We start from the raw sequence: 20,585 nt of genomic DNA on the forward strand, positions 1-20,585 counted from the left end.
CGCCAAGCCCATGCCTTCTTCCAGCACCGCACCGACAGCCAGAACCTGACCACCGCCGCGCCCTGGACCTCACCCTGGCTGCCGCCGGGTTACGGACAAAACTTCTGGCCAGGCGCTTAGAACTAGAGCGACTTGAGCAGGGCGAGGTCGGTGTCGAGGTCCCGGTCGATGTAACCGGCCAGGTCGGCAAGGGTGAGAGGCATCGGCGGATCTTGGCGACGCTTTTTCGGATCTGGTGCCAACTTCGCCCTGTGTCTTCCAATGTGGGCCTTCGTCACGCCATGATGATCGCGGTGACACTATGAGTGAAACTGGGCTACCGCAAAACGTGCTGACCGAGATCGGCAGTCCGATCCGGGAGTCTCGTCTGACCGGCGTCGACGAGCTCGCCCGGCTGGCCTGGGGTGCCGACCTCGCGATGGCGGCTGCCGCCCGCCACGCCCTCCAGCAGATGACGCAGGACGACAGCCGCAGCGTCTCCGCGGCCGCGGCCGCCGCCCTGGAACGCACGGCCGTGCGCCTCGACCCCGAGCGCGTCGAGTTCGGCGTGGTCGCCGCCGACACCCAGCGCCTCGTGGCCGACGTGCGCGTCGAGGGCCCGCCGCTGGGCGTCGCCGGGGCCACCGTGACCGTCTCTGGTCCGGGCCTGCGCGCCATGCTCAGCGACCGCACCCTGCGCGTGATGTGGCTGCCGCGCTCCGACTGGCTCGACGGCTCGGTCACCGTGCGCGGGCCGGCCGGCTGGGCCGAGGTGCGCGTCACCGGCCAGGTGGCCGACGCCGGGCCCGCCTTCGCCGTCGCGCCGCCGACCTCGCGCGGCGCGGAACCCGCGGGCCTGCACACGTATGACGGTGGCATGGTCGCCGACGGCTACGGCCCGTCCCGCGTCACCGTGCTGCCCGCGCCGCCCCAGGGCCGCCGCCAGATCGGCACGACCGTGCTCGTCGCCATCCTTACCACGCTGGTCGTGCTGGGCGGCGCCGGTGTCGCGATGACCCTGCTCAACGACCGCACGATCGCGCCGTTGGTCGCCGCGCCGACCCAGCCGGTCCCGCCCGATCCCACCGTCCGGGCCAGCTCGGCCGCCCCCGCTCCCGGCCCGGCCGAACCGCAGGTCACGCGGGTTCCGCTCGCGCGGCGGGTGCAGAGCGTGGCCAAGCCCGCCGTGGTCGGCACGATCCGGGTCGGCGCCGAGCCCGAGGGGGTCGCGGTCTCGCCCGACGGCCGCACGGTCTACGTGGCCAACCAGAACAGCCGCGTCCTGTCGGTCGTCGACGCTTCCACCCGCCGCGTCCGCTCGGTCGACCTGCGCAACACCCCGCGCTTCGTCACCACCTCCCGCGACGGCCGTACGGTGTTCGTCTCGATGTACGAGGACGACAAGATCACCGGCAGTGGGGTGGCGGTCGTCGACGCCCTGAGTCTCAAGGTCATTCGCAACCTGGAGACCGGCGACATGCCGTACACGCTGGCTGTGGCTCCTGACAACAAGCTCTGGGTGCCGATCCACAGCGACGGCCGGCTCGAGATCTTCAGCTCCGGCACGCTGCGGCTGGCCGAGATCAAGGTCAAGCCCAACCCGCACGCGGTCGGCTTCGCCGGCGACCAGCAGCGCGCCTTCACGGCCAACCACGAGTCGAACGCGGTGTCGGTGCTCGACATGCGCACCAACAAGGTGATGCGCACGATTCCGGTGGCCAAGGCACCGCACAGCATCGCCGTCTCGCCCGACGGCCGCATGGCGCTGGTCGCGGGCTACGAGGCCGACGCGGCCAACCTGATCGACACGGTCACCCTCGAACGCAAGGGTCCGTTCAAGGTGGGCCGCGACCCGCAGAGCGTCGCGTTCTCGGCCGACAGCCGCTACGGCTACGTGGTCAACGAGGGGGACAACTCGGTGTCGGTGCTCAACGGGAAGACGGGCGCGGTCACCGCGACCGTCAAGGTGGGCGGCAGCCCGCGCACGATCGGAGTGTCGCCCGACGGTCGTCTGGCCTACGTGTCGAACGGCAGCGACAACACGATCTCCGTGCTGCGGGTCGGCGAGTGAGCCGGCGCGACCGTGCCGCCGGTGAGGTGCTGGTGCGGCGGCTCTTCGCCGAGCACGGAGCGGCCCTGCTGGCGTACGCGACGAGGTTGAGCGACGGCAACCGCGAACAGGCCGAGGGGTTCGTGCGCGAGACCCTGCTGCGCGCCTGGTCCGAGCCCGCGGCCCTCAGTGACGACCGGGGAGCCGTACGGGCTCATCTGTTCCCGATGCTGCAAGAGGTGGCCCGCGGGCGTCGTGAGCCGATGCCGATGCTCGCCGCCGTCGGCACACTTCCCGCCGAAGAACGCGAGGTACTGAACCAGTTGTACTTCCGGGGTCGTGACGTCAAGGAGGCGGCAGCGTCGCTCGGTCTTCCGGCCGAGACCGTGAAGTCCCGCAGCTACCGTGCGTTACGGCGGCTGCGGGAGGCGCTGCCCACCGGCGAACCGATGGGAGCGGCCGGATGAGCGGCCACCAGACCGAGCAGCTCGGGGCCTATGCCCTGGGCGTTCTCGACGGCGACGAGTGGGCCGCGGTGCACGCCCACGTCGAGGACTGCCCGCAATGCCGGCGCGACGTCGGTGACCTGCGCGAACTCGAGGAACGCCTGGGTGAGATCCCGCCCGAGGCCTTCCTGGAGGGCCCGCCGCCCGACAGCGACCTGCTCCTGCAGAAGACCCTTCGAGAGGTACGGGCGGAGCGCCGCGGCGAGGACCGCAGACGCTGGTCACTGTGGACGCTGACGGCGGTCGCGGCGGCCGTGTTCGCGGTGGCCGGCGGCATGTATTTCGGCCGTTCCACCGTGCCCCAGCCGACAGCCGTGACCAACGTCGCCGCCGCCCGCTCCCTGGCGGTGACCGACACGGCGAGCGGCGCGTCGATGGCCGTCACCGTCACGCCGGCCGCCGGCTGGGTGCGGCTGCGTGCCACAGTTGCCGGCGTCCCGGCCGGATCGCAGTGCCGGCTCTTCGTGATCGCCAGCGACGGCTCCCGCGAGTTCGCCGGAAGTTGGCTGGTCAGCGAGGGTGCGGCGACCACCGTGGACGGAAGCGCGCTGGTCGCCCCGGCCGACGTGGCGGCGGTGCAGCTCGAGACGTACGCGGGGCAGGTTCTGGCCACGGCCACTATCTAGAACACGGTCAAGACGCCTATCATCAGATCGTGATGTCTCGATCCACTCAGCGTTATGGCGCCAGGGTCGCAAGATGACCAGCGTCGGCTGGGTCGCGTTGTCCATCACCGTCTTCGGTTCGCTGTGTTATGCCACGGCGTCGATCCTGCAGGCGGTCGGCGCCCGCCGCAGCGTCGGCACGGCCCGCACGATGGCCCACCCGCTCTATCTCGCCGGCATCTTCTTCGACATGCTGGCCTGGGTCGGCGCCATCATCGCGCTGCAGTCGCTCGCGGTCTACGTCGTCGAGTCGATCCTGGCCGGCTCGCTCGCCCTCACCGTCATCGGCGCCCGCATCGTCCTCGGCTCCCGGCTGCGCCGCCGCGACTCGGCCGCCATCGCCGTCACGATCATCTCGCTCACGTTCCTGGCCTTCTCGGCCGCCCCGCAACACGCGGTGCACCCGCCCAGCGAGCTGCGTTTCGTCCTCTGTGCCGCGGCGGCCGCGATGGTCCTGGTCGGCTACGGCGCGGCCAAGGTCGACGCGCCCGGCGGCGTCATCGCGGCCTGCGCCGGCCTCTCGCTCGGCGGGGCCGCCCTGGTCGGGCGTTCGCTGCCGGTCCCGGAAGACGCGACGGGCGGCCAGATCGCGCTGGCCCTGGTCACCGAGCCGCTCACGGCGGCCCTGCTGGTCTTCGCGGGCACCGGCATGACTCTTTACGCCCACGCCCTGCAGCGCGGCGACGTCGGCCCGGTGACCGCGATCCACTGGACGGCCGAGGTCATCGCCCCTTCCGCGGTGGCCGTGCTCTTCCTGGGCGACACGGTCCGCGAGGGCTGGCTGGCCCCCGCGATCATCGCGTGTTGCCTCACCGTCGGCGCGGCCGTCGTGCTGGCCACCGCCCCGGCGACGCAGGCCACCCACGTCGAAGAGCCGGTTCCGGTTGCCGCCGGGCCGTCCGCGCTGCCGCCGCAGTCGCCGCGGCACGCCCTGGCCGCTCCGCCTCTGCCCGTGCTCGCGCAGCCCACCGGCGAACGCGTCATCTGGTGGGGTCCGCCGCCGATCTGGCGTCCCCCGACACGGGGCCGCCCGGTCGAACCCACCTATCAGGCCCTGGCCCTGCCGGCCGCCGCTCCTCGCTTCGTCTGGGCCGCCCCGCCGCCACGGGGTCGCCCGCGCCCCGCTCCGGCCGCCCACCGCGCCCGGGAGCTGGGCCCGTCCCAGAACTTCTGATCACCCGCTGTGGGCCGGGTGAGCGCCGTCGGTCGCCGTGGCGAGGTCGTCGCCGCGTGCGGTGCGGTAATAGAGGACCGTCCGCCCGGTGCGGCGGCGCTGAACCAGGCCCGCGTCGAGCAGCACCCGCAGGTGGCCGCCGACCGTGCCCAGCGCGTAGCCGGTGACCGCGCACAACTGGCTCGGCGTCTTCGCCGTCGTCAGCTGCACCAGCACGAGTGCTCGCACCGGCCCGAGCAGCCGCCCCAGCGCCGCCGGGGCGACCGCCACCGCCGGGTCGGCGAGGAACCCCGCGCACGGATAGACGACGACGTAACGATGCGGGGCGTCCAGCACGATCCACCCGTCGCGGCACAGCGTCGGGATGAACGACAGGCGCGCCCCAGCCAGGTCGACGGGCGCGTGGTCGTACTCGTTGACCTGCAGTCTTCCCTCACCGGCCCAGCGCAGGTCGGGCCGCATGCCGTGCAGCGCGGCCGCCCATCCGCCGGTGGCGAGCCGGTGCGAGCGGGCCACGATGTCGGCCTCCAGCAGCCGTCGCCGCCGCGGCCAGTCACGGCGTAACGCCAGCTCCCACACCCAGGTGAGCAGCTCGGCCGTGCGGTCGATCAGGTCCGCGCCGCGCAGCGACTCCGGGACCGGAACCCCTTCCTCGACCAGCTGGGCCCGGGCTTCCGCCGGTGTCGTGGCGCGCAGCCGGGCCAGGTCGCCTTCGAAGGTGCCGTCCCCGTCGTCCGGCGGTGTGACGAGGAAATCGGCCACCCAGCGCGGCCGCAACGTGGCTTCGACCAGCGCGGCGGCGATCGGGTCGGTCAAGAGCCGTTTCCGGTACGCCGGGGCGTGCGCGTCCATCCACGCCCGCTGGGCCGGATGGGTTCCCTTGCCCGCGAACGCCTTCATCGCCGCGACGGTCTCGATCAGCGGGGAGACCGCGAACCGGCTCGACGCCAGCATGTCCGCGCCGACCAGCCAGACTCCCACCCGTACACCCCGATCTTTCGCGTGGAGGCGAAAAGCTGTGGCCGGCCCGTGGGCGCGGCCCAGACTGCCGCTCGTGCCAACCTACCGGGACTGCTTCGCCACCCCCCAGTTCACGCCGCTGTTCCTCGCCACTTCGGCCAACGTCGCGGCGGCCACCCTGCGCGGGCTCGCCCTCGCGGTGCTCGTCTACACCGCCACCGAGTCGCCGCTGCTGGCCGCGCTGAGCCTGTTCGGGTCGCACTTCGCGCAGGTCGTCGGGGCCATGACCCTGCTGTCGGTGGCCGACCGGGTGCCGCCCCGGGCCGCGCTGGTCTCGATCTATCTGTTCGGTGGGCTCACCACGGTCGTGCTGGCGGTTCCGGGGATCCCGATCGCGGTGATGTTCGCGGTGATCGCGGTGGGTGGGTTGATCGGCTCGGTGCACGGCGGTGTCCGATGGGGACTGCTCGGCGAGATCCTGCCCGAGCGTGCCTACGTGACCGGGCGCTCGGTCTTCAACATGTCGGTCGGCGCGATGCAGATCTCCGGGTTCGCGGTCGGCGGCGGCTTGATCGTGCTGCTCGGGGCGCGCCCGGCCCTGCTCGTGGCGGCCGGGCTGTCCCTGGCGGCGGCGTTGACCGCGCGATTCGGGCTGACCGCGCGACCGCCCCGGGCGAACGGGCGACCCTCGATCGGCGAGACGTGGCGCGTCAACGTGCGGCTGCTGCGGATGCCCCGGCGGCGCTACCTCTACCTCGCCGCGTGGGTGCCGAACGGCCTGGTCGTGGGGAACGAGGCGCTGTTCGTCCCCTACGACCCGACGGGTGCGAGCGTGCTGTTCATCGCCGGTGCGGCGGGCATGCTCGCCGGGGATACCGCGATGGGCCGATGGGTGCTGGAGCACTGGCGCGCGCGACTGCTCACGCCGATGCTCCTGCTACTCGGTTTTCCCTACCTGTTCTTCGCGGTCGGGCTGCCGCTGCCGGGGGCGGCGGCAGCCGTCGCGGCGGCGTCGGCGGGCTTCGCGAGCGGACTGATCCTGCAGCAGCGGATCGTCGAGATCACCCCGGACGAGCTTCGGGGTCAGGCCCTCGGCCTGGAATCGTCCGGCATGTTCACCATGCAAGCGGCCGGGGCGACGCTGGCGGGGACGATCGCCCAGCACCTGCCGGTGCACCAGGCGATCTCGGTCATGGCGGCGCTGTCCCTGGGCACCGCCGGGTGGCTGGCCCTCAGCATTGCCAGGTACGAGGGCCGGTGATGGCGTTCTTGCCGACGGTCACGGTGTGGCCGACGACCAGGCCGCTGCCCGAGACGCCCTGGGTACGGATCTCCTGGTTCGCCGGGGTCGGCAGGGCGACGTTGGCGCCGTCGCGGATGAGTTCGTTCGTGGTGAGGACCCAGCCGTCACTGTTCACCGCCAGGCCGGGGCCTTCGCCCGTCTTGAGCTGGGTGAGTTCACCGGTGCGCAGGTTCCATCGCGCCGGTGTGGCGTCGCCGTTCTTCGGCCACAGGCCCCCGGTCGCCCAGTCGCCTTCGGCGGAGTAGACGATCGACGTCGTTCCGGGCACGGATTTCAGCTCGCGGCCCCGGCCGTTCCGGTCCCAGGCGTACGCGGTCTTGTTCACGCCGTCCTTCTTGAGCGCGCCCACGATCGTGCCGTCGTCGGTGATGTCGTAGACGTACGAGTTCGCGGGCAGCGGCAGCTTGATCGGCGCCGACGTGCCGGCCTTGTAGAGAAGACCGACGGTGTTCTCGCCGCTCGACTCGCCCTCGGGCTTGGCGTTGATGACGATGTCGCCGGCCGCGTTCATGGCCGGGTACGGGTAGACCCAGCCCAGGCCGGGCGGCGTGCGGAGCCGGGTGTACCGGCCGTTCTCGTAGCGGAACGCGTATTGCAGATTCGGCCCCTCGGCGAGGCCGGCCACCACGCCGTTCACGTTGACCGAGGTGAGCTGCATCGACGGGGCCTCGAGGGGCAACTTCCCCGGCTTGCCGTCGGTCCACAGGAGAGGCTGGAAGTCCTGACCCTTGAAGTAGTGGCCGATGACGTAGCGCCCGCTCGGGTCGACGCCGTTCGCCGAGGCGCCGGTGACCCCGGCGGGCATCCTCAGGGTCGCGGCCTTGCAGGCCTTCGGCGGGGTGGGCTTGGCCGGGGTGGTCGGCGCCGCGACGACCGGTGGCGGGGGCGCGGGGTCACCGATCACCAGCGTGGGCACCGCGACCAGCAGTCCGGTCGCGAGGGCGACGCCGCCCGCGGCCTGCCACGAGCGGCGGCGGAAGGCGCGGCGACGACCCACCTCGACCAGGGCGTCCACCTCGAGCCGGGTGGGCGGCACGGAGATCTCCTCGAAGCGGTCCCGCAGATTCTGTTCGTCGTTCACGACTGCTCCCTCATCGACTCGGCCGGGGTGACGAGGACTCCGCGCAAGGCGGCCAGCCCACGGGCGCACTGACTCTTCACGTTGCCGACCGAGCAGCCCAGGGCCTCGGCCGTCTGCTCCACGGTCAGGTCGCCGAAGTAACGCAGCACCACGACCGCGCGCTGACCCTTCGGCAACGCCCGCAACGCGGTGATCAGGGCATCGCGCTCGCCGATCCCGTGGTCAGCGCCGGGTGAGGCGCTCGGCGCCGGGTGGTCGCCGAGCAGCACCCGGGACCACCCGCGCCGCCGTTCGTCGAGGTAGCGGCGCACCAGGATGCGGTGCACGTAACCGTCGAGGTTGTCGGCCGCGGAGGCCTTTCGCCAGCTCACGTAGAGCGCCGCCAGCGTCGTCTGCACGATGTCGTCGGCCCGGTGGGCGTCCGAGCAGAGCAGATACGCCGTCCGGTGCAGGCGCGGCAGCCGCCCCCGCACGAATTCGACGAACTCTCGTTCCTCGTCTGCTCGCATGTCTCTATGTCGGGGTGGGACGGCCGCGGGGTTGCACGGGATCGAAGAATTCTCGGTCAAGTGAGAACGGGCGGTTCATCGAGATCAGCTCACACTTGCCCGCCATTCGAAAGACCTCGACCACCCCGCTTACGGCGCGATGAAGCGGGCGCTCAACAGCCTGACCGACTCGGCCGCGGTCACCTGGGGCCCGGAGAGCATCCGGGTCAACGCGATCGCGCCCGGCCCGACCCGCACCGAGATGATCGACCAATACCTCACCGCGACGCCCGGCGCGCGGTGGACGGCGGCGCCGGGGCCTCAGTAGGGGAACCTGGGCGAGAAGGTCACGTCGGCCAGTTCGGCCTGGCCCTCGACGTTCGGGTGGAAGTGGTCGACCTGGTTGAGCTGGTCGAGGCTGAAGCCGGACTCGTGCACGTCGTCGTCGAAGCGGCAGCGTTTGCCATATTTGCCGCAGGCCTGCCCGAGCTGGTCGTTGTAGTCGTTGATGCGGGCGCGCACCTGACGGCGGCGCTGATCGTCGGACTCGTCGGTCGAGGTGGGGTCGGCCAGCATCGACGGGCAGGTGTCGAAGCGTGCCCAGGCCCGTACGGCCTCGGGGTCGTTGCGGCCCAGTTGCCACAGGCGGTAGAGGTCGGGAACGGCGGCCACCAGCACGCTGGTCCGGGGGAGACCCTTCTTGAGGCGGGCCAGGGCCCGGTCGACGTCGCGGCGGAAGGCGGCCACCGAGGTCATGCCGGCCGGGGTGGGGGCGCAGGCGTCATTCGCTCCGATGAGGATCGTGACGTACTGCGCCTTCATGTCGACGGCCTGAGAGGCCTGCGCGGGCAGCGAGTTCGCCGAGGCGCCGGGCCGCGCGAAGTTGCGGGCCTTGTTCCTGATCTTCGGGTTCTTGGCCAGGATGCGCAGGTAGTGACTGTCGACCGCGTCGGCCGTGCCGGTCGACCACGAGTTGCGGCCGCAGACGAGGAAGGCGCCGCAGCTGCCGAAGCCGGCGGTGATCGAGTCGCCGAGGGCGGCCATCGACGACGGATAGCCCTTCGCCGGCGGGCCGGTCGGATCGGGGTCGGAGCCGCCACCGCCGCCGGCGCCGGCCTCACACGCCAGCGCGAAGATGGCCAGGGAAGCGAGGGCAGCGACGTGCCAGCGACGGAATGCAACCACTCCGGCACGATATGTCATCGCGGCCGTCCGGAAGGTGCCACCTTTCCGGATTACGCCGTCCCGGGTGCGGCGGGCCGGACGAGGCCGGCCGCGCGGTGTGGCCGGCGAATGCGGCGGTGCCCCGGAAGGAGCGCCGCCGCATTCTCGGTGGATCAGCCTCCGTTGATGACGAACTGGGAACCGGGCTGGATGACGATGTTGCCGTCGGCCGAGTTCGTGATCGTCACGTTGGTGAGGTTGGCGTTGCCGCGGGCGCCGCTCATCGCGAGGATGCCGGCCCCGTTGTTGGATTTGTCAATCTTGACGTTGGTGATCGCGACGTTCGGCATGTTGCCGCCGCCGGTCTTGAACTGGATGCCGTCGTAGGTCGAGTCGACGATCTCGGTGTCCCGGATGGTGACGCCCGGGATGTCCTTGCCCTGCGGGAAGAGCGTGATCGCGCCGAACTCCTGGTCCTCGTTCCAGAACGCGCCGCCGGTGCGGTAGAGACCGTTGTTGGCGAGCAGCGTCGTGCCGCCGAACGGCAGCGGGTCGTGGTCGGTGGCCAGCATGATGCCGGGGTAGTTGGCGGTGTCCGAGATCAGATTGTTCTCGGCCGAGTTGTTCGAGCCGCCGTAGATCGCGATGCCGTTGGCCCGCCACGGCAGCTGCACCGTGTTGTTGACGAAGTGGTTGTTGGACGCGACGTCGACCGACGTGTCCTTGACCCGCGGGTTCGCCCACACGGCGAGTGCGTCGTCACCGGTCGTACGGAAGGTCGAGTTGTACACCCGGGAGTTGCGCGTGCCGTTGCTGAAGTTGATGCCGTCGGCGTACGTGTTCCGGATGCGCATGCCGCTGAACTCAAGCCCGTCGCCCGGGTTCCAGTAGGCCGGGGTGTCCGAGTAGTCGCGGCCGACCCAAGCGCCGACGTTGACGTGCTCGATCCACACGTTGCTGATCTTCGTGTTCTTGCCGAGCCGGCCGTTGATGCCGTGGCCACGGTTGGCCCGGTTCGTCGTCATGCCGAAGATCGCCAGGTCGGAGATCTGCGTGTTGTCGTCGATGTCGAAGCCGACGTTGCCCTCGTGCGGGTGGTTGATGTTGCCCGACACGTTCTGCGGCTCGGTGTTCGTGTAGAGCCGCGTGTGCCACATGCCGGCGCCGCGGATGACCGCGTTACGGATGCCCTTCTGGTTGTTACCGCCACCGCGGTTCGGGTCCGGCGAGAGGATCTTCTGCTCCTGACGCCACTGCCCGGCCGGGATCCAGACGCAGGGGATCACGCCGTTCTCGTCGTCGGTCACGGCCCGCTGGATCGCGGACGTGTCGTCGTTGCCGTCGTTCGGCACCGCGCCGTAGGTCGTGATCGACACGCAGCCGGAGGGCTGTCCGAGGGCGGGCGCGACCTGCTCGAGCTCGATCAGGTCGATGATGTAGAACGACGCCGAGTCGCCCGAGTCCCGCTGCAGCTTGAAGCGGGTGCCGGCCGGATACGACGTCGACAGCAGCGCGTTCGACTCGTCGAAGAGGCGCCGCGCGTCGGCCGACGGGCTGTTCGACAGCGACTCGGTGTCGTCGGTCGTGCCGTAGAGCCAGCTGTTGCGCGACGACAGGGTCAGCTTCTGCACGAACACGTCGTTCGCGTAGAGGCTGATCGTCGCGGTCGTGCCGCCACCGCCCGGAGCGTCCGGGATGGAGTTGCGCACGACAATCGAGTTGGTCTGGTTCACCGAGGTGATCTCGACGAACTGGCCGGTGCTGTTGAGCCGCACCGACTTGCGGCCCGACGACTCGGTGCCGAAGTTGGTGTGCCCGAAGGTCCGCAGCGCGTCCGCCTCGACCAGCGTGCCGTTGTGGCGTCCGGCCTCGGCCTCGTACGAGGTGTAGGGCGTGGCCGCTCCCCGCCCGACGACGATCGATTGCGTACGGGTGTTGTTGTTCTCGTTCGTCTCGGCGACGACGTTGGTGGCGTCGGCGACGGCCGTGACGGTCGCGCCGCCGCTGGTCGCCGTCCAGGTGCCGACGTTCACGGTGGCGGTCGCGCCGGCGGCGATCGCCCCGGTGGCGGCGTTCAGCGTGGTGCTGCCGGCGGTGACCCGGGTCGTGGTGGCCGCGGCCGAGCTGGTGCCGCGGTTGTTGACCTGCACCGCGAAGGTGACCGCGGAACCGGCCGACGGGTTGGCCGGGTTCGGGGTGACGCTCAGGACCTGCAGGTCGGGACCGGGGGCCTGGGCCACGACGAGCGCGGTCGGGGAGGCGTACGTGTTGTTGTCGTTGTTGGTCTCGGCGACGGTGTTGGCCGGGTCGACGACGGCGGAGACCTGGTAGCTGCCCTGCCCTCGCCGTCCGGCGTCGACGCTGACCGTCGAGGAGGCGCCTGCGGCCAGGGCGCCCACGTTCGCGCTGCCCACGGCCGTGCCGTTCAGTCGCACGTCGACCGTGGTGGCCGCCGACGCCGTGGTACCCGAGTTACGGACGGTCGCCGCAACCGAGATCGTGCTGGCCTCGTCCGGGTTGGTCGGGGTCCACGACAGGCCGGTGACGACCAGGTCGGGCGCGGGGGCCCAGGAACCGATGACCTGGATCTCGGCGACCTGACCGCCCGGCGCCCCGGTGTTGCTGAAGAACTGAAGCTGCAGGTCGGCGACCGAACCGGTGACCGGGATCGTCACCGTGTTCTGGCTGCCCGGGTTGAACGCGTAGTCGGCCCGGGCCTTGAGCGAGGTGAAGCCGCTCGCGCCCTGGGCGCGGCCGAGCACCTGCAGGTTCTGGGTGCGCGCGCCCCACGCGGAGTCGGGGTTGAGCTTGACCACGACGCCGGTCACGTTGGCGTTGGAGCCCAGCTTGGCGGTCAGCGTGCCCGGGAAGCCGTTCGACTCCCAGTAGCTGGCGAGGTTGTTGTCGTTGGCGTTGGCCGCGACGAAGTTGTGGACGTTGCCCGACGCCTCCATCGGCTTGCCCGCCGAGAGGTTGACGCCGGTCGGCGGGTCGGGATCCGGGTCGGGATCCGGGTCTTGGCCGTTGACGCCGAAGACCTCGAGCTCGGAGAGCTGACCCGCGGGCCAGCCGGTGTTGCCGGTGATGTTCACGCGGACGTAGCGGACGGTCGCGGCCGTGAAGTCGATCGTGACAGCGTTGCCGCTCGCCGGGTTGAAGACGCGGCCGGCACTGGCCGACAGCGTGCTCCAGCTCGAGTTGTTCGTGCTGCCCTGCAGGCTGAGTGTCTGGGTACGGGTGCCCCACTCGGACGGCGGCGGCAGCTTGAGCTTGACCTGGTCGATCGCGACGCTGTTGCCCAGGTCGACCTGCACCCACTGCGGGAACGCGTTGTTCGGGCTCTCCCAATAGGAGCTCGCGTTGCCGTCGGTGACGTTGCCGGCGCCGTACGGGCCGTTGACACCACTGGCCGTGGCGGCCTTGCCCTGCGCCAGGTTGGGGCCGCCGGCGGCATATGCGGGGGTTGCGGAAATCCCGGCGGTGACCAGCGCGGTCGCCAGGATGCCGGTGACGAGTCTTCGCCCTCTCATGAAGCCCTCTTGTTCTGCGCGCGTGGCCGCCGAGGTTCGGGGTCTCGGCGGCCACGGGGGATGGGGGACTTCTGCCACGAAGTTGGAACCAAATTTTCGGACTGTTGCCGAGTTTTTTCGTGGACAGGCATCCAAGGTTTCAGATGTGTCACTACTTCGTCAACGGTCGAACGCGTCTATTCGGCGGAGGAGCCCAGCGCGCGGGGGAAGGAGACCTGGACGCGCAGGCCGTCGTGGCCGGTCGAGGACGCGGTGATGATGCCGTCGTGGGCCCGGACGATCGAGCGGGCGATCGACAGGCCGAGGCCCGCACCGCCGCTGTGGTCGATGCGGGTGCCGCTACGCCGCCGGAACGGCTCGAACAGGGCCGGCACCTCGTCGGCCGGGATGTCGTCGCCGGTGTTGATGACGACCAGGGCGGGATCGTCGCCGACCCGCACGTCGACGGTGCCGCCGGGGCGGTTGTACTTCAGGGCGTTCTGCACCAGGTTGCTGACCAGGCGTTCCAGCAGCACCTGTTCGCCGAGCACGACCCGCGGGCTCAGGCTGCTGGTGATCGTCAGCCCCGCCTCGGCCGCGCGCGGACCGTACGAGCCGAGGACCGACGCGGTGATCAGGTCGAGGCGCAGGGGCGTACGCGCGACCAGGCCGCGGTCGCTCTCGCTGAGCACCAGCAGGCCCTCGATCAGGCGCTCGTTGCGTTCGTTGGTCTCGAGGAGCTGGGCCGCCAGCAGGGAGAGCTGGTCGTCGGTGAGCGTACGGGCCAGCCCGACCTCGATCAGCGTCCGCTGCACCGCGAGAGGGGTCCGCAGCTCGTGCGAGGCGTCGGCGGCGAACCGGCGCTGGGCCTCGTAGCCGACGGCGATGCGGTCCATCATGTCGTCGATCGCCCGGCCCAGCACGGCCAGTCCGTCACCGCCGTTGCCGGGGCGCAGGCGGTGGCCGAGGTTCTGCGGGCCGACGTTCGCGATCACCGGGGCCAGGTCACGCAACGGGCGCAGGCACCAGCGGACCAGCGGGTAACAGGCGGCCAGCACGGCCAGGAACACGACCGCGGTGGAGATGAGCATCGGGATGCTGGGGTGGTGGAACAGCTGGCGGCAGACGTAGGCGGAGTTCTCCGGGTCGGGCGGGAAGCACAAGGACGGCACGACCTCGCGCCACAGCGACAGCAGGATCTCGGCGACCGGCCGGAGAAGGAACGACACGCAGAGCAGGACAGCGCAGAGCGCCAGGATGCGCCTGGTCATGAGCCCAGCCGGTAACCGGCCCGGGGGACGGTGTGGATCACCGGGGGATCGCCGAGCTTGCGGCGCAGCGTCATGACGGTCATGCGTACGGTGTTGGTGAAGGGATCGGTATTCTCGTCCCAGGCCTGTTCGAGCAGGTCTTCGGCGCTGACCACCCGTCCGCCGGCGCGCAGCAGCACGTGCAGCACGGCGAACTCCTTCGGCGACAGCGACAGGATCTGGCCGTCGCGGCTGGCCGTGTGGCGGGCGACGTCGAGGACCACGCCGTCCTGCTCCAGCACGGGCGGCAGCGCGGGACCCGAGCGCCGGGAGAGCGCCTGCAGCCGCGCGACCAGCTCGGCGAAGGCGAACGGCTTGGTCAGGTAGTCGTCGGCGCCGAGCCCGAGACCCTCGACCCGGTCACGGATGCCGGCCGCCGCGGTCAGCAGCAGCACCTTGGTGCCCGAGCCCGACTCGGTGACCCAGCGGCACACCTCGTCGCCGGTGGCCCCGGGCATGTCGCGGTCGAGCACGGCGACGTCGTAGCGGTTGACGCCGAGCCGCTCGATCGCGCTCGCACCGTCGTAGACCACGTCGACCGCCATCGACAACCGCCGCAGCCCCTCGGCGACCGTGTCGGCCAGCACCCGCTCGTCCTCCGCTACCAGCACCCGCACGTTCCGGCTCCTTTCACCCGGTCAAGCTTCCACAGCGCGGATAAAGGATCGGTAAGGACGCCGCTGACGCCGCTGCGACGAGCCCTTCCGCACGATGGTCACCCTCCAGTCCTACGCATGGGGGTGCCCCTTTGTTCAGAATCCTGCGGAATTGCGTCGCCGCACTCGTGGTGGCCGGGATCACCGTCGGGTTCGGCGCCCAGCCGGCCCAGGCGATCGCGTACGGTGAGAACGCGCGCGACGGTGCGTATCCGTTCTCGGTCCTGCTGACGATGACCGGGCTGCCGACGCCCGACCACGGCACCCGGGACAGCTCGTGCTCGGGCGCGCTGATCGCCCCGCGCTGGGTCGTCACCGCCGGTCACTGCTTTCGCGACGCGTCGGGCCGCCGGGTCAGCGAGCCGGTCGCCCGGCGCACCACCGCCACGATCGGGCGGGTCAAGGTGAACGGTCGCGGCGGGCACGTGACCGACGTGGTCGGGGTCCACCAGTCCGAGACCGCCGACGTGGCACTGGCCGAGCTGGACGAGGCGGTCACCGGCGTCGCGTTCCTGCGGGTCGGCACCACGCCACCCTCGCCCGGCGAGAGCGTGCGGCTGACCGGCTTCGGGCTGACGGCCGGATCGGTCCCGGCGACCCGTTTGCAGACCGGGCGGTTCACCGTCGACCGGGTCGGCGACTCGCTGCTGGAGATCTCGGGCCGCGCGCCCAAGGACGACACCAGCCCCTGCCCGCACGACTCCGGCGGGCCCTATTTCCGCGAGGACCGGTCGGGGCCGCCGGTGCTGGTCGCGGTGGTCAGCGCCGGGCCGAGCTGCCCGCACACGGGTGCTGACCTGGGCGCGCGAACCGACAACGTCAGCGACTGGATCACCGCCACGACGACCGGATCTTCGTCTCGGGCGCCGGTGGCGTTCATCGTCGCGGGGATGGTGGCAGCGTTGCTCGCCGTCGTCGCGGTCCTGCTGTGGCGGCGTACCGCCCGGTAAGAGCAAGGGCCGGCCTCGCGGCCGGCCCTTCTGTTCTCAGCGGCCGATGCGCCGCTTCACCGCGCGGGCGAACCCCTTCGGGTCCTTGATCTTGGCGGCCTTGCGGGCGACCTCGTGCAGCTTCAGGACCGGTGAGGCCCGGAAACCGCGCACCTCCTTGCGCAGGTTGCGGATCGCCTGCTCCCGCGTCTTGAGACTCTGGTCGCGGAAACGCAGCGTCCGCTCGAGCCCGAAGATGCGGCCGGCCAGCTCCTTGGCCCGCTTCCGGTCCTCCTCGGCCTCGGCGAGTACGGAGGCCAGATCGGGCTCGTCGACGACCGGACCGGCCAGCAGGGCGGCCAGCTCACGGCCGCGCGCCAGCAGCTCGGGGTTGGCCTCCACCCCGGACATGGCGAGCCAGGTGGTCACCAGATCGTCGCTGTCGACCATCCACGGCGGCCACGGGTGGCGGCGGTGGGCAGCGACGAGGCGGTCGCGGAAGCGGAACCAGGCCGCGGCGAGCAACTCCTCGCGGCCCGCGCCGGCCGGCACCTGGGTGACGCCGGGGACGAACCCGTCGCCGGCCGGGTAGAGGTCGTCGAGAGGGAAGGCCTGGATCCGGGCCGCGTACGCCCGGAAGCCGGGCACGTCCTCGGCGGCGGCCAGCCGGAACAGCTCGGTCTCGGCCGCGACCGTGTCCGGGATGTGCCGGCCGTCGACCGTCCAGCCGTTGTCGTCACGGTCGAGTCGCTGGGCGGCCGTGTATGCCGTGTGCGTCGTTCCGGCCGGGCCGCAGATCGCGAGCCAGCCCGGGGCGACCGCGCCGAGCAGCCCGGCGCGGGCCGCGGCGTCGGCGGCCGCGGTGATCGAGGCGACCAGCGGGGTGTGGGCGGCCGAGGCGGCCAGGCCGTCGTGGGCCAGGCGAGCGCCGAGACGCCCGGGCCGGGCCTCGGCGGCGGCGGTCGTGTCGAGCAGCGTGTGGCTCGTGCCGGCCGCGTCGAACAGGGCGTACAGGCGGGTGACGGGCAGGGCCGCCCGCACCTGGTCGGGCGAGGTGGGCCGGGCCGGGTCGTCGTGCAGCGGGCGCCACTCGTCGTCACCGTGCCGGCTGTCGACCGGGCGCCGGTCGAACTGCGCGGGCAGCGCGAACTCGTTCTCGACGGCGATCAGCACCAGCGCCTCGGGGCCGGCCAGCGCCTGCAGCAGCCCGGCCCGCTGCGGCCAGTCGAGCGCCGGCGAGTCGTAGCCGAGCACCCGGTCGAGGCCGTCGGCCGCGATCACCACGTCGTACGGGCCGTCGGCCAGGCCGTCGAGGGCGCCGGCGATCACAGTGACCTCGGAGCCGGGGAACGCCGTGTTCAGGTCGCCGGCGTCGCTGACCGAGCGGATCAGCACCGTGACGTGCCGGCTGCGGGCGACCGCGAGCCGGATCACCTCGGTGCTGTGCGGGCCGGCGATCAGCGTACGTCCGGAGTTCTGCGGCAGGGCGTCGCTGAGCAGGGCCAACAGGGCTTCGCCACCGGCGGGGCGGCGGTAGCTGGAGTAGTCGGTCCAGGGCTGAATCTCGCCCCGGACAACCTCGATGTCAGACATGGGCGTTCCAATCGAACAGGCTCCGCAGCTCGGCGGGCGGCATGATCCAGGACTTGCCGAGCTCGTCGTCGGTGATGGCGCGGGCGGTGGCGAGGTCGATGTCTTTGCCCAGCATGTCGGGCCAGAGACGGCCGATGCGAGCCTGGCCGCCGAAGACCGGGTTGTCGCCCTCGAGCTCCATCGGGTCGCCGTAGACGGCGGGCTCGCAGCCGGCCGCGACGCCGTAGAAGATCGCCGTGGCGAGCCGGTTGGAGGCCACCCGCTTGTACTGGCGGAACGCCTCGAGCTGCTTGTAGAGGAACTTGCGGTCGGTGCCCTCGTAGTTCCAGCCGCGCTTGCCGAAGCAGATCACCTCGAATCCGGCCCGCTCGTAGGCCCGGCGAACCTCGGGCCGCTCGAACTCGGTGTAGTAGAGACTGATCGTGACCGGCTCGGTCTCGGTCTCCTTGATCTCGCTGATCAGGCGCGCGTGGTCGCCCTGGATCTTGGCGCCGAGGCCGCCCGGCGCGTCCCACCCGTGGAACAGGAACCAGAGCGTGCCCTTGCGGTCCGCCTCCGGCACCCGGCCCAGCTCGGGCTCCAGGTCCATCAGGTAGAGGAAGGGAGCACCGGTCACCGCGTAGTTGCGGCGCGACAGCGCGTGCCCGCGGCGGCGCGGGGCGTCGCTCCAGACGTAACGCCACGAGCCGTCGAAGAACTCGTGGACCGGGTTCCAGCCGCAGCCGACGTTCCAGCCGTGCTGCAGGTAACCGGGCAGGCGCGGCGGGAACTCGTCGTCCAGTCCGCAGTACCGGGCCAGGATGTGGGTCTGGCCGTAGTAATGGTTGTGGTGATGCAACGGATCAGTCCATTTCCAAGTGCAGGGTGCCGCTGAGGGCTCGGAGTACCTGCTTGCCGAGCCGGCGCGGAAGGCGGCTCAGCAGAAAACTGTCGGTCTGCACGGCGTAGGGCCGGCCGCCTTCCGGCGACGCGAACAGGGTCCAGTTCAGATCCTCGCCGTTCGACAGGTCCGCGATTCTCGTCGCGACCGTCCAGCGCTCGTCGTCGAGCGTGATCTCGGCCGGGGCGTCGATGCCCTCGTCGGAGTTGACGAGGAAGCGGCGCCACGCGATCTGGCGGTAGTCGACACCGGGCCAGCGCGGCCCCGAGACGGTCAGCCAGGTGGCGTCCGGGATCGCCACGACGTCGTCGGCGGTGACCCGGGCCGGACCCTCGATCAGGTTGAGGTACATGCCGGGGGAGCGGCTCACCGAGATGACGCGGCCGCCCCGCTCGGCCAGCACGCCGTGGTCGAGCCCGGTGATCAGCAGCAGCGAGTCGTCCTCGCCGTCGTAGAGCCGGGGGACCAGGACCGTACGCTCGAGGAACGGGTCGTCCGGCTCGGTCCCGCCGATCAGGTCGTCCAGCGGCACGAACGCGGTGAAGTCGTCCATCGCGGTCTGCCGGCTGCGCTGGATCGGCACCTTGATGTTGCCGAGCGCGTGGTTGAGCCGCAGCTCGGGCTCGCCCAGCGTGGACGGGAACCGGCCGGCCAGCCGCAGACCGTCGCCGTCGACGTGGGCCTGGGTGAGCTGGACCGCGTCCTTGCGGAACTCGATCGACAGGCGGCCCCGGTTCAGTGGCTGAACCCATGTGCCGTCGACCCAGGCGCCGGACGGGTACTGCACCCCGCTGGCCGCGAGCCCGCTCTTGCGGCGTACGCCTTCGTTGCGCAGCTCGACGGTCAGGTGCGCCTTCTTGGCCGACGTGAAGAGCGAGGCCAGCAGCTTGCGTGGGATGCGGGTGACGAAACCGACGGGCCGTTCCTCGCCGTGGGTGTCGGGCTCGGTGAGCCGTTCCACCGGCAGGTCGCGCGAGGTGCTGCCCGCGTGGATCGCGACCTTGATCGTCGACTTGTCGCTGGTGGGCAGGTGGGCGATCTCGGCGGTGCCGTGCACGACCAGCTCGTCGTCGGTCCACTCCACGTTCGACGCCGCGGCGCGGAGCTTGAGCTCGGCGCGAGGCATCTGGAACAGCGAGGACGACACCTTCGACCCGCTGTGCAGGCCCGGGTACTGCCCCTCGAACTTCCACGGGAGCCGGGGATGCCGCCGGGCCCGGACGCCGCCCTTGAGCCCGCCGTCGGCCCGGAAACGCGCCAGGCGCTGCAGGAGCTCGGCGTCGTCGGACTGCAGGGCCTCGTATTCGAGCCGCTGGAACGTGTTCGTCGTCCTGAGCACGGCCGGGTCGAGGCGATTGCTCAGCCTCTTGCCCAGCGCGAGCAGCGGGGTGAGCTCGTGATCGGCCGCGGTGCCGAACGCCTGCACGACGGTGACCAGGTCGATCGCGGCCAGGTGTTTGTGCACGTCGGCGCGCAGTTCGGGGGCGCGCTTCTCGATCAGGTCGAGCACCATCTCGGCCGACTTGACGCGGTCCTCGATGTTGCCGAAGTGGAACTTGAGCTGCGTGATCGACTCGCCGGACTCGCGTTCGCGCCAGTAATAGACCGGGGAGCCGATGAGGTCGACGGTCACGGCGTCGAGGTGGGCACGCAGGGTGACCGGATAATCCTCGTACCGGATCGCCGGGAACTCGTACTTGAACTGGTCCCAGAACGTGCGCCGGAAAACCTTGGCCCACACCATGCGGTCGATCGCCAGGGACGGCTGGTCGAAGATGTGCGTGGCCTTGCGGGTCTTGGCGTAGCTGATGCGGTGCACATAGGACTGCCGGATGCCCGCGGTGTTGTTGAACCGCCGCGCGTTGCCACCGGCCAGTGACGACGACGTCTCGTCGAGTGACCGCACCATCAACTCGTAAGCCGAGCGGGGGATCAGGTCGTCGCTGTCGACGAAGGAGATGTATTCGCCCTGCGCGTGCCGGACGCCGGTGTTGCGGGCCGGGCCGAGTCCCTGGTTCTCCTGGGTGACGATGCGGAACCGGGGGTCACGCTCGCAGAAGGCCTTCGCGATGTCGACGCTGCCGTCGGGCGAGCCGTCGTCGACGAGGATCACCTCGAAGTCGGTGAAGCTCTGACGGACCAGGGACTCTAGGCAGTCCTCGATGTATTGCTCGACGTTGTAGTAGGGGACGACGATGCTCAGCCGTGGGGTCACCGGGTTTTCTCGCCGAGGGGTGACGTGGACGGTGAGCGACGGAGCGGAAGCATGACACCTGTTCCTGCGAGGGGCACGGGGGACCTGGCGATTTTGCCGTACCAGGATCCACGAATCGCTACA

17 protein-coding genes and 2 pseudogenes are annotated in these 20,585 nt (G+C 70.9%); 8 read left to right on the top strand and 11 right to left on the bottom strand.

The annotated features are described in order from the left end of the window. Window positions 1-120: pseudogene (locus EER30_RS49775) on the top strand (IS630 family transposase); the annotation flags it as partial. Between the two features lie 2 nt (window positions 121-122). On the opposite strand, the gene EER30_RS47420 reads toward EER30_RS49775, so the two are convergent. Beyond that, on the bottom strand, window positions 123-278 hold the full coding sequence (locus tag EER30_RS47420) for a hypothetical protein (RefSeq protein ID WP_164842547.1): 156 nt from the start codon (window positions 276-278) through the stop codon (window positions 123-125). A gap of 23 nt (window positions 279-301) precedes the next feature. On the opposite strand from EER30_RS47420, the gene EER30_RS32165 reads away from it, so the two are divergent. From EER30_RS32165 to EER30_RS32180, 4 genes are all read left to right on the top strand, one after another. Further along, window positions 302-2,050 (top strand): beta-propeller fold lactonase family protein, encoded by a 1,749-nt coding sequence (locus tag EER30_RS32165; protein WP_127504427.1) that lies wholly within the window; start codon window positions 302-304, stop codon window positions 2,048-2,050. Next, window positions 2,047-2,496: a sigma factor-like helix-turn-helix DNA-binding protein gene (locus EER30_RS32170; RefSeq protein WP_127504428.1), complete on the top strand. Its 450-nt coding sequence runs from the start codon at window positions 2,047-2,049 to the stop codon at window positions 2,494-2,496. Before EER30_RS32165 ends, EER30_RS32170 begins: the two co-directional genes overlap by 4 nt. Further along, window positions 2,493-3,161: a zf-HC2 domain-containing protein gene (locus EER30_RS32175; RefSeq protein WP_127504429.1), complete on the top strand. Its 669-nt coding sequence runs from the start codon at window positions 2,493-2,495 to the stop codon at window positions 3,159-3,161. The genes EER30_RS32170 and EER30_RS32175 overlap by 4 nt, the downstream gene beginning before the upstream one ends. Before the next feature lie 73 nt (window positions 3,162-3,234). Next, window positions 3,235-4,374 carry a hypothetical protein gene (locus EER30_RS32180; RefSeq protein ID WP_127504430.1) on the top strand — a complete coding sequence of 380 codons (1,140 nt, stop codon included), beginning with the start codon at window positions 3,235-3,237 and terminating at the stop codon, window positions 4,372-4,374. Here the strand turns inward: EER30_RS32180 and EER30_RS32185 are convergent, their stop codons facing one another. Beyond that, window positions 4,375-5,355 carry an ArsR/SmtB family transcription factor gene (locus EER30_RS32185; RefSeq protein ID WP_127504431.1) on the bottom strand — a complete coding sequence of 327 codons (981 nt, stop codon included), beginning with the start codon at window positions 5,353-5,355 and terminating at the stop codon, window positions 4,375-4,377. It abuts the gene before it with no gap. A gap of 73 nt (window positions 5,356-5,428) precedes the next feature. On the opposite strand from EER30_RS32185, the gene EER30_RS32190 reads away from it, so the two are divergent. Continuing rightward, a complete protein-coding gene (locus tag EER30_RS32190) occupies window positions 5,429-6,595 on the top strand; it encodes an MFS transporter (RefSeq protein WP_127504432.1) in 1,167 nt (388 codons plus the stop codon). Here EER30_RS32190 and EER30_RS32195 read toward each other — a convergent pair. Further along, a complete protein-coding gene (locus tag EER30_RS32195; protein ID WP_127504433.1) occupies window positions 6,567-7,718 on the bottom strand; it encodes a hypothetical protein in 1,152 nt (383 codons plus the stop codon). The two genes, EER30_RS32190 and EER30_RS32195, sit on opposite strands and share 29 nt — an antisense overlap. Beyond that, window positions 7,715-8,227 carry a SigE family RNA polymerase sigma factor gene (locus EER30_RS32200; protein ID WP_127504434.1) on the bottom strand — a complete coding sequence of 171 codons (513 nt, stop codon included), beginning with the start codon at window positions 8,225-8,227 and terminating at the stop codon, window positions 7,715-7,717. Before EER30_RS32200 ends, EER30_RS32195 begins: the two co-directional genes overlap by 4 nt. A gap of 133 nt (window positions 8,228-8,360) precedes the next feature. Between EER30_RS32200 and EER30_RS32205 the strand changes: the two are divergent. Next, window positions 8,361-8,534, top strand: a pseudogene (locus EER30_RS32205) (SDR family oxidoreductase); the annotation flags it as partial. Here the strand turns inward: EER30_RS32205 and EER30_RS32210 are convergent. From EER30_RS32210 to EER30_RS32225, 4 genes are all read right to left on the bottom strand, one after another. Next, window positions 8,528-9,391, bottom strand: a complete 864-nt coding sequence (locus EER30_RS32210) for an SGNH/GDSL hydrolase family protein (protein ID WP_240670436.1) — start codon at window positions 9,389-9,391, stop codon at window positions 8,528-8,530. The pseudogene EER30_RS32205 and the gene EER30_RS32210 sit on opposite strands and share 7 nt — an antisense overlap. A 152-nt stretch (window positions 9,392-9,543) precedes the next feature. Further along, complete coding sequence (locus EER30_RS32215) at window positions 9,544-12,900, bottom strand: CARDB domain-containing protein (RefSeq protein WP_127504436.1); 3,357 nt, start codon at window positions 12,898-12,900, stop codon at window positions 9,544-9,546. Between the two features lie 176 nt (window positions 12,901-13,076). Then, window positions 13,077-14,150: a sensor histidine kinase gene (locus EER30_RS32220; protein WP_127504437.1), complete on the bottom strand. Its 1,074-nt coding sequence runs from the start codon at window positions 14,148-14,150 to the stop codon at window positions 13,077-13,079. Next, window positions 14,147-14,806 (bottom strand): response regulator transcription factor, encoded by a 660-nt coding sequence (locus tag EER30_RS32225; protein WP_127504438.1) that lies wholly within the window; start codon window positions 14,804-14,806, stop codon window positions 14,147-14,149. Before EER30_RS32225 ends, EER30_RS32220 begins: the two co-directional genes overlap by 4 nt. Before the next feature lie 131 nt (window positions 14,807-14,937). Between EER30_RS32225 and EER30_RS32230 the strand changes: the two genes are divergently transcribed. Continuing rightward, a complete protein-coding gene (locus tag EER30_RS32230; protein WP_240670437.1) occupies window positions 14,938-15,795 on the top strand; it encodes a S1 family peptidase in 858 nt (285 codons plus the stop codon). Between the two features lie 36 nt (window positions 15,796-15,831). Here EER30_RS32230 and EER30_RS32235 read toward each other — a convergent pair whose 3' ends face one another. Genes EER30_RS32235 through EER30_RS32245 form a run of 3 tightly spaced genes read right to left on the bottom strand, consistent with a single transcriptional unit; the run spans window position 15,832 to window position 20,462 of the window. Beyond that, on the bottom strand, window positions 15,832-17,367 hold the full coding sequence (locus tag EER30_RS32235; RefSeq protein WP_127504439.1) for a hypothetical protein: 1,536 nt from the start codon (window positions 17,365-17,367) through the stop codon (window positions 15,832-15,834). Continuing rightward, window positions 17,360-18,205 carry a hypothetical protein gene (locus EER30_RS32240; protein WP_127504440.1) on the bottom strand — a complete coding sequence of 282 codons (846 nt, stop codon included), beginning with the start codon at window positions 18,203-18,205 and terminating at the stop codon, window positions 17,360-17,362. Before EER30_RS32240 ends, EER30_RS32235 begins: the two co-directional genes overlap by 8 nt. Window positions 18,206-18,209: 4 nt before the next feature. Further along, complete coding sequence (locus EER30_RS32245; protein WP_127504441.1) at window positions 18,210-20,462, bottom strand: glycosyltransferase family 2 protein; 2,253 nt, start codon at window positions 20,460-20,462, stop codon at window positions 18,210-18,212. Between the last annotated feature and the right edge of the window lie 123 nt (window positions 20,463-20,585).

The sequence above is a fragment of the Actinoplanes solisilvae genome, from assembly GCF_003999975.1.
GTDB classification, from domain to species: Bacteria; Actinomycetota; Actinomycetes; order Mycobacteriales; family Micromonosporaceae; genus Actinoplanes; species Actinoplanes solisilvae.

Bases quoted from the DNA above. Each gene is read 5' to 3' on its own strand.
- EER30_RS32235 (WP_127504439.1), bottom strand. From the start codon at position 17,367: ATGTCTGACATCGAGGTTGTCCGGGGCGAGATTCAGCCCTGGACCGAC.
- EER30_RS32215 (WP_127504436.1), bottom strand. From the start codon at position 12,900: ATGAGAGGGCGAAGACTCGTCACCGGCATCCTGGCGACCGCGCTGGTC.
- EER30_RS32165 (WP_127504427.1), top strand. From the start codon at position 302: ATGAGTGAAACTGGGCTACCGCAAAACGTGCTGACCGAGATCGGCAGT.
- EER30_RS32180 (WP_127504430.1), top strand. From the start codon at position 3,235: ATGACCAGCGTCGGCTGGGTCGCGTTGTCCATCACCGTCTTCGGTTCG.
- EER30_RS32175 (WP_127504429.1), top strand. From the start codon at position 2,493: ATGAGCGGCCACCAGACCGAGCAGCTCGGGGCCTATGCCCTGGGCGTT.
- EER30_RS32220 (WP_127504437.1), bottom strand. From the start codon at position 14,150: ATGACCAGGCGCATCCTGGCGCTCTGCGCTGTCCTGCTCTGCGTGTCG.
- EER30_RS32200 (WP_127504434.1), bottom strand. From the start codon at position 8,227: ATGCGAGCAGACGAGGAACGAGAGTTCGTCGAATTCGTGCGGGGGCGG.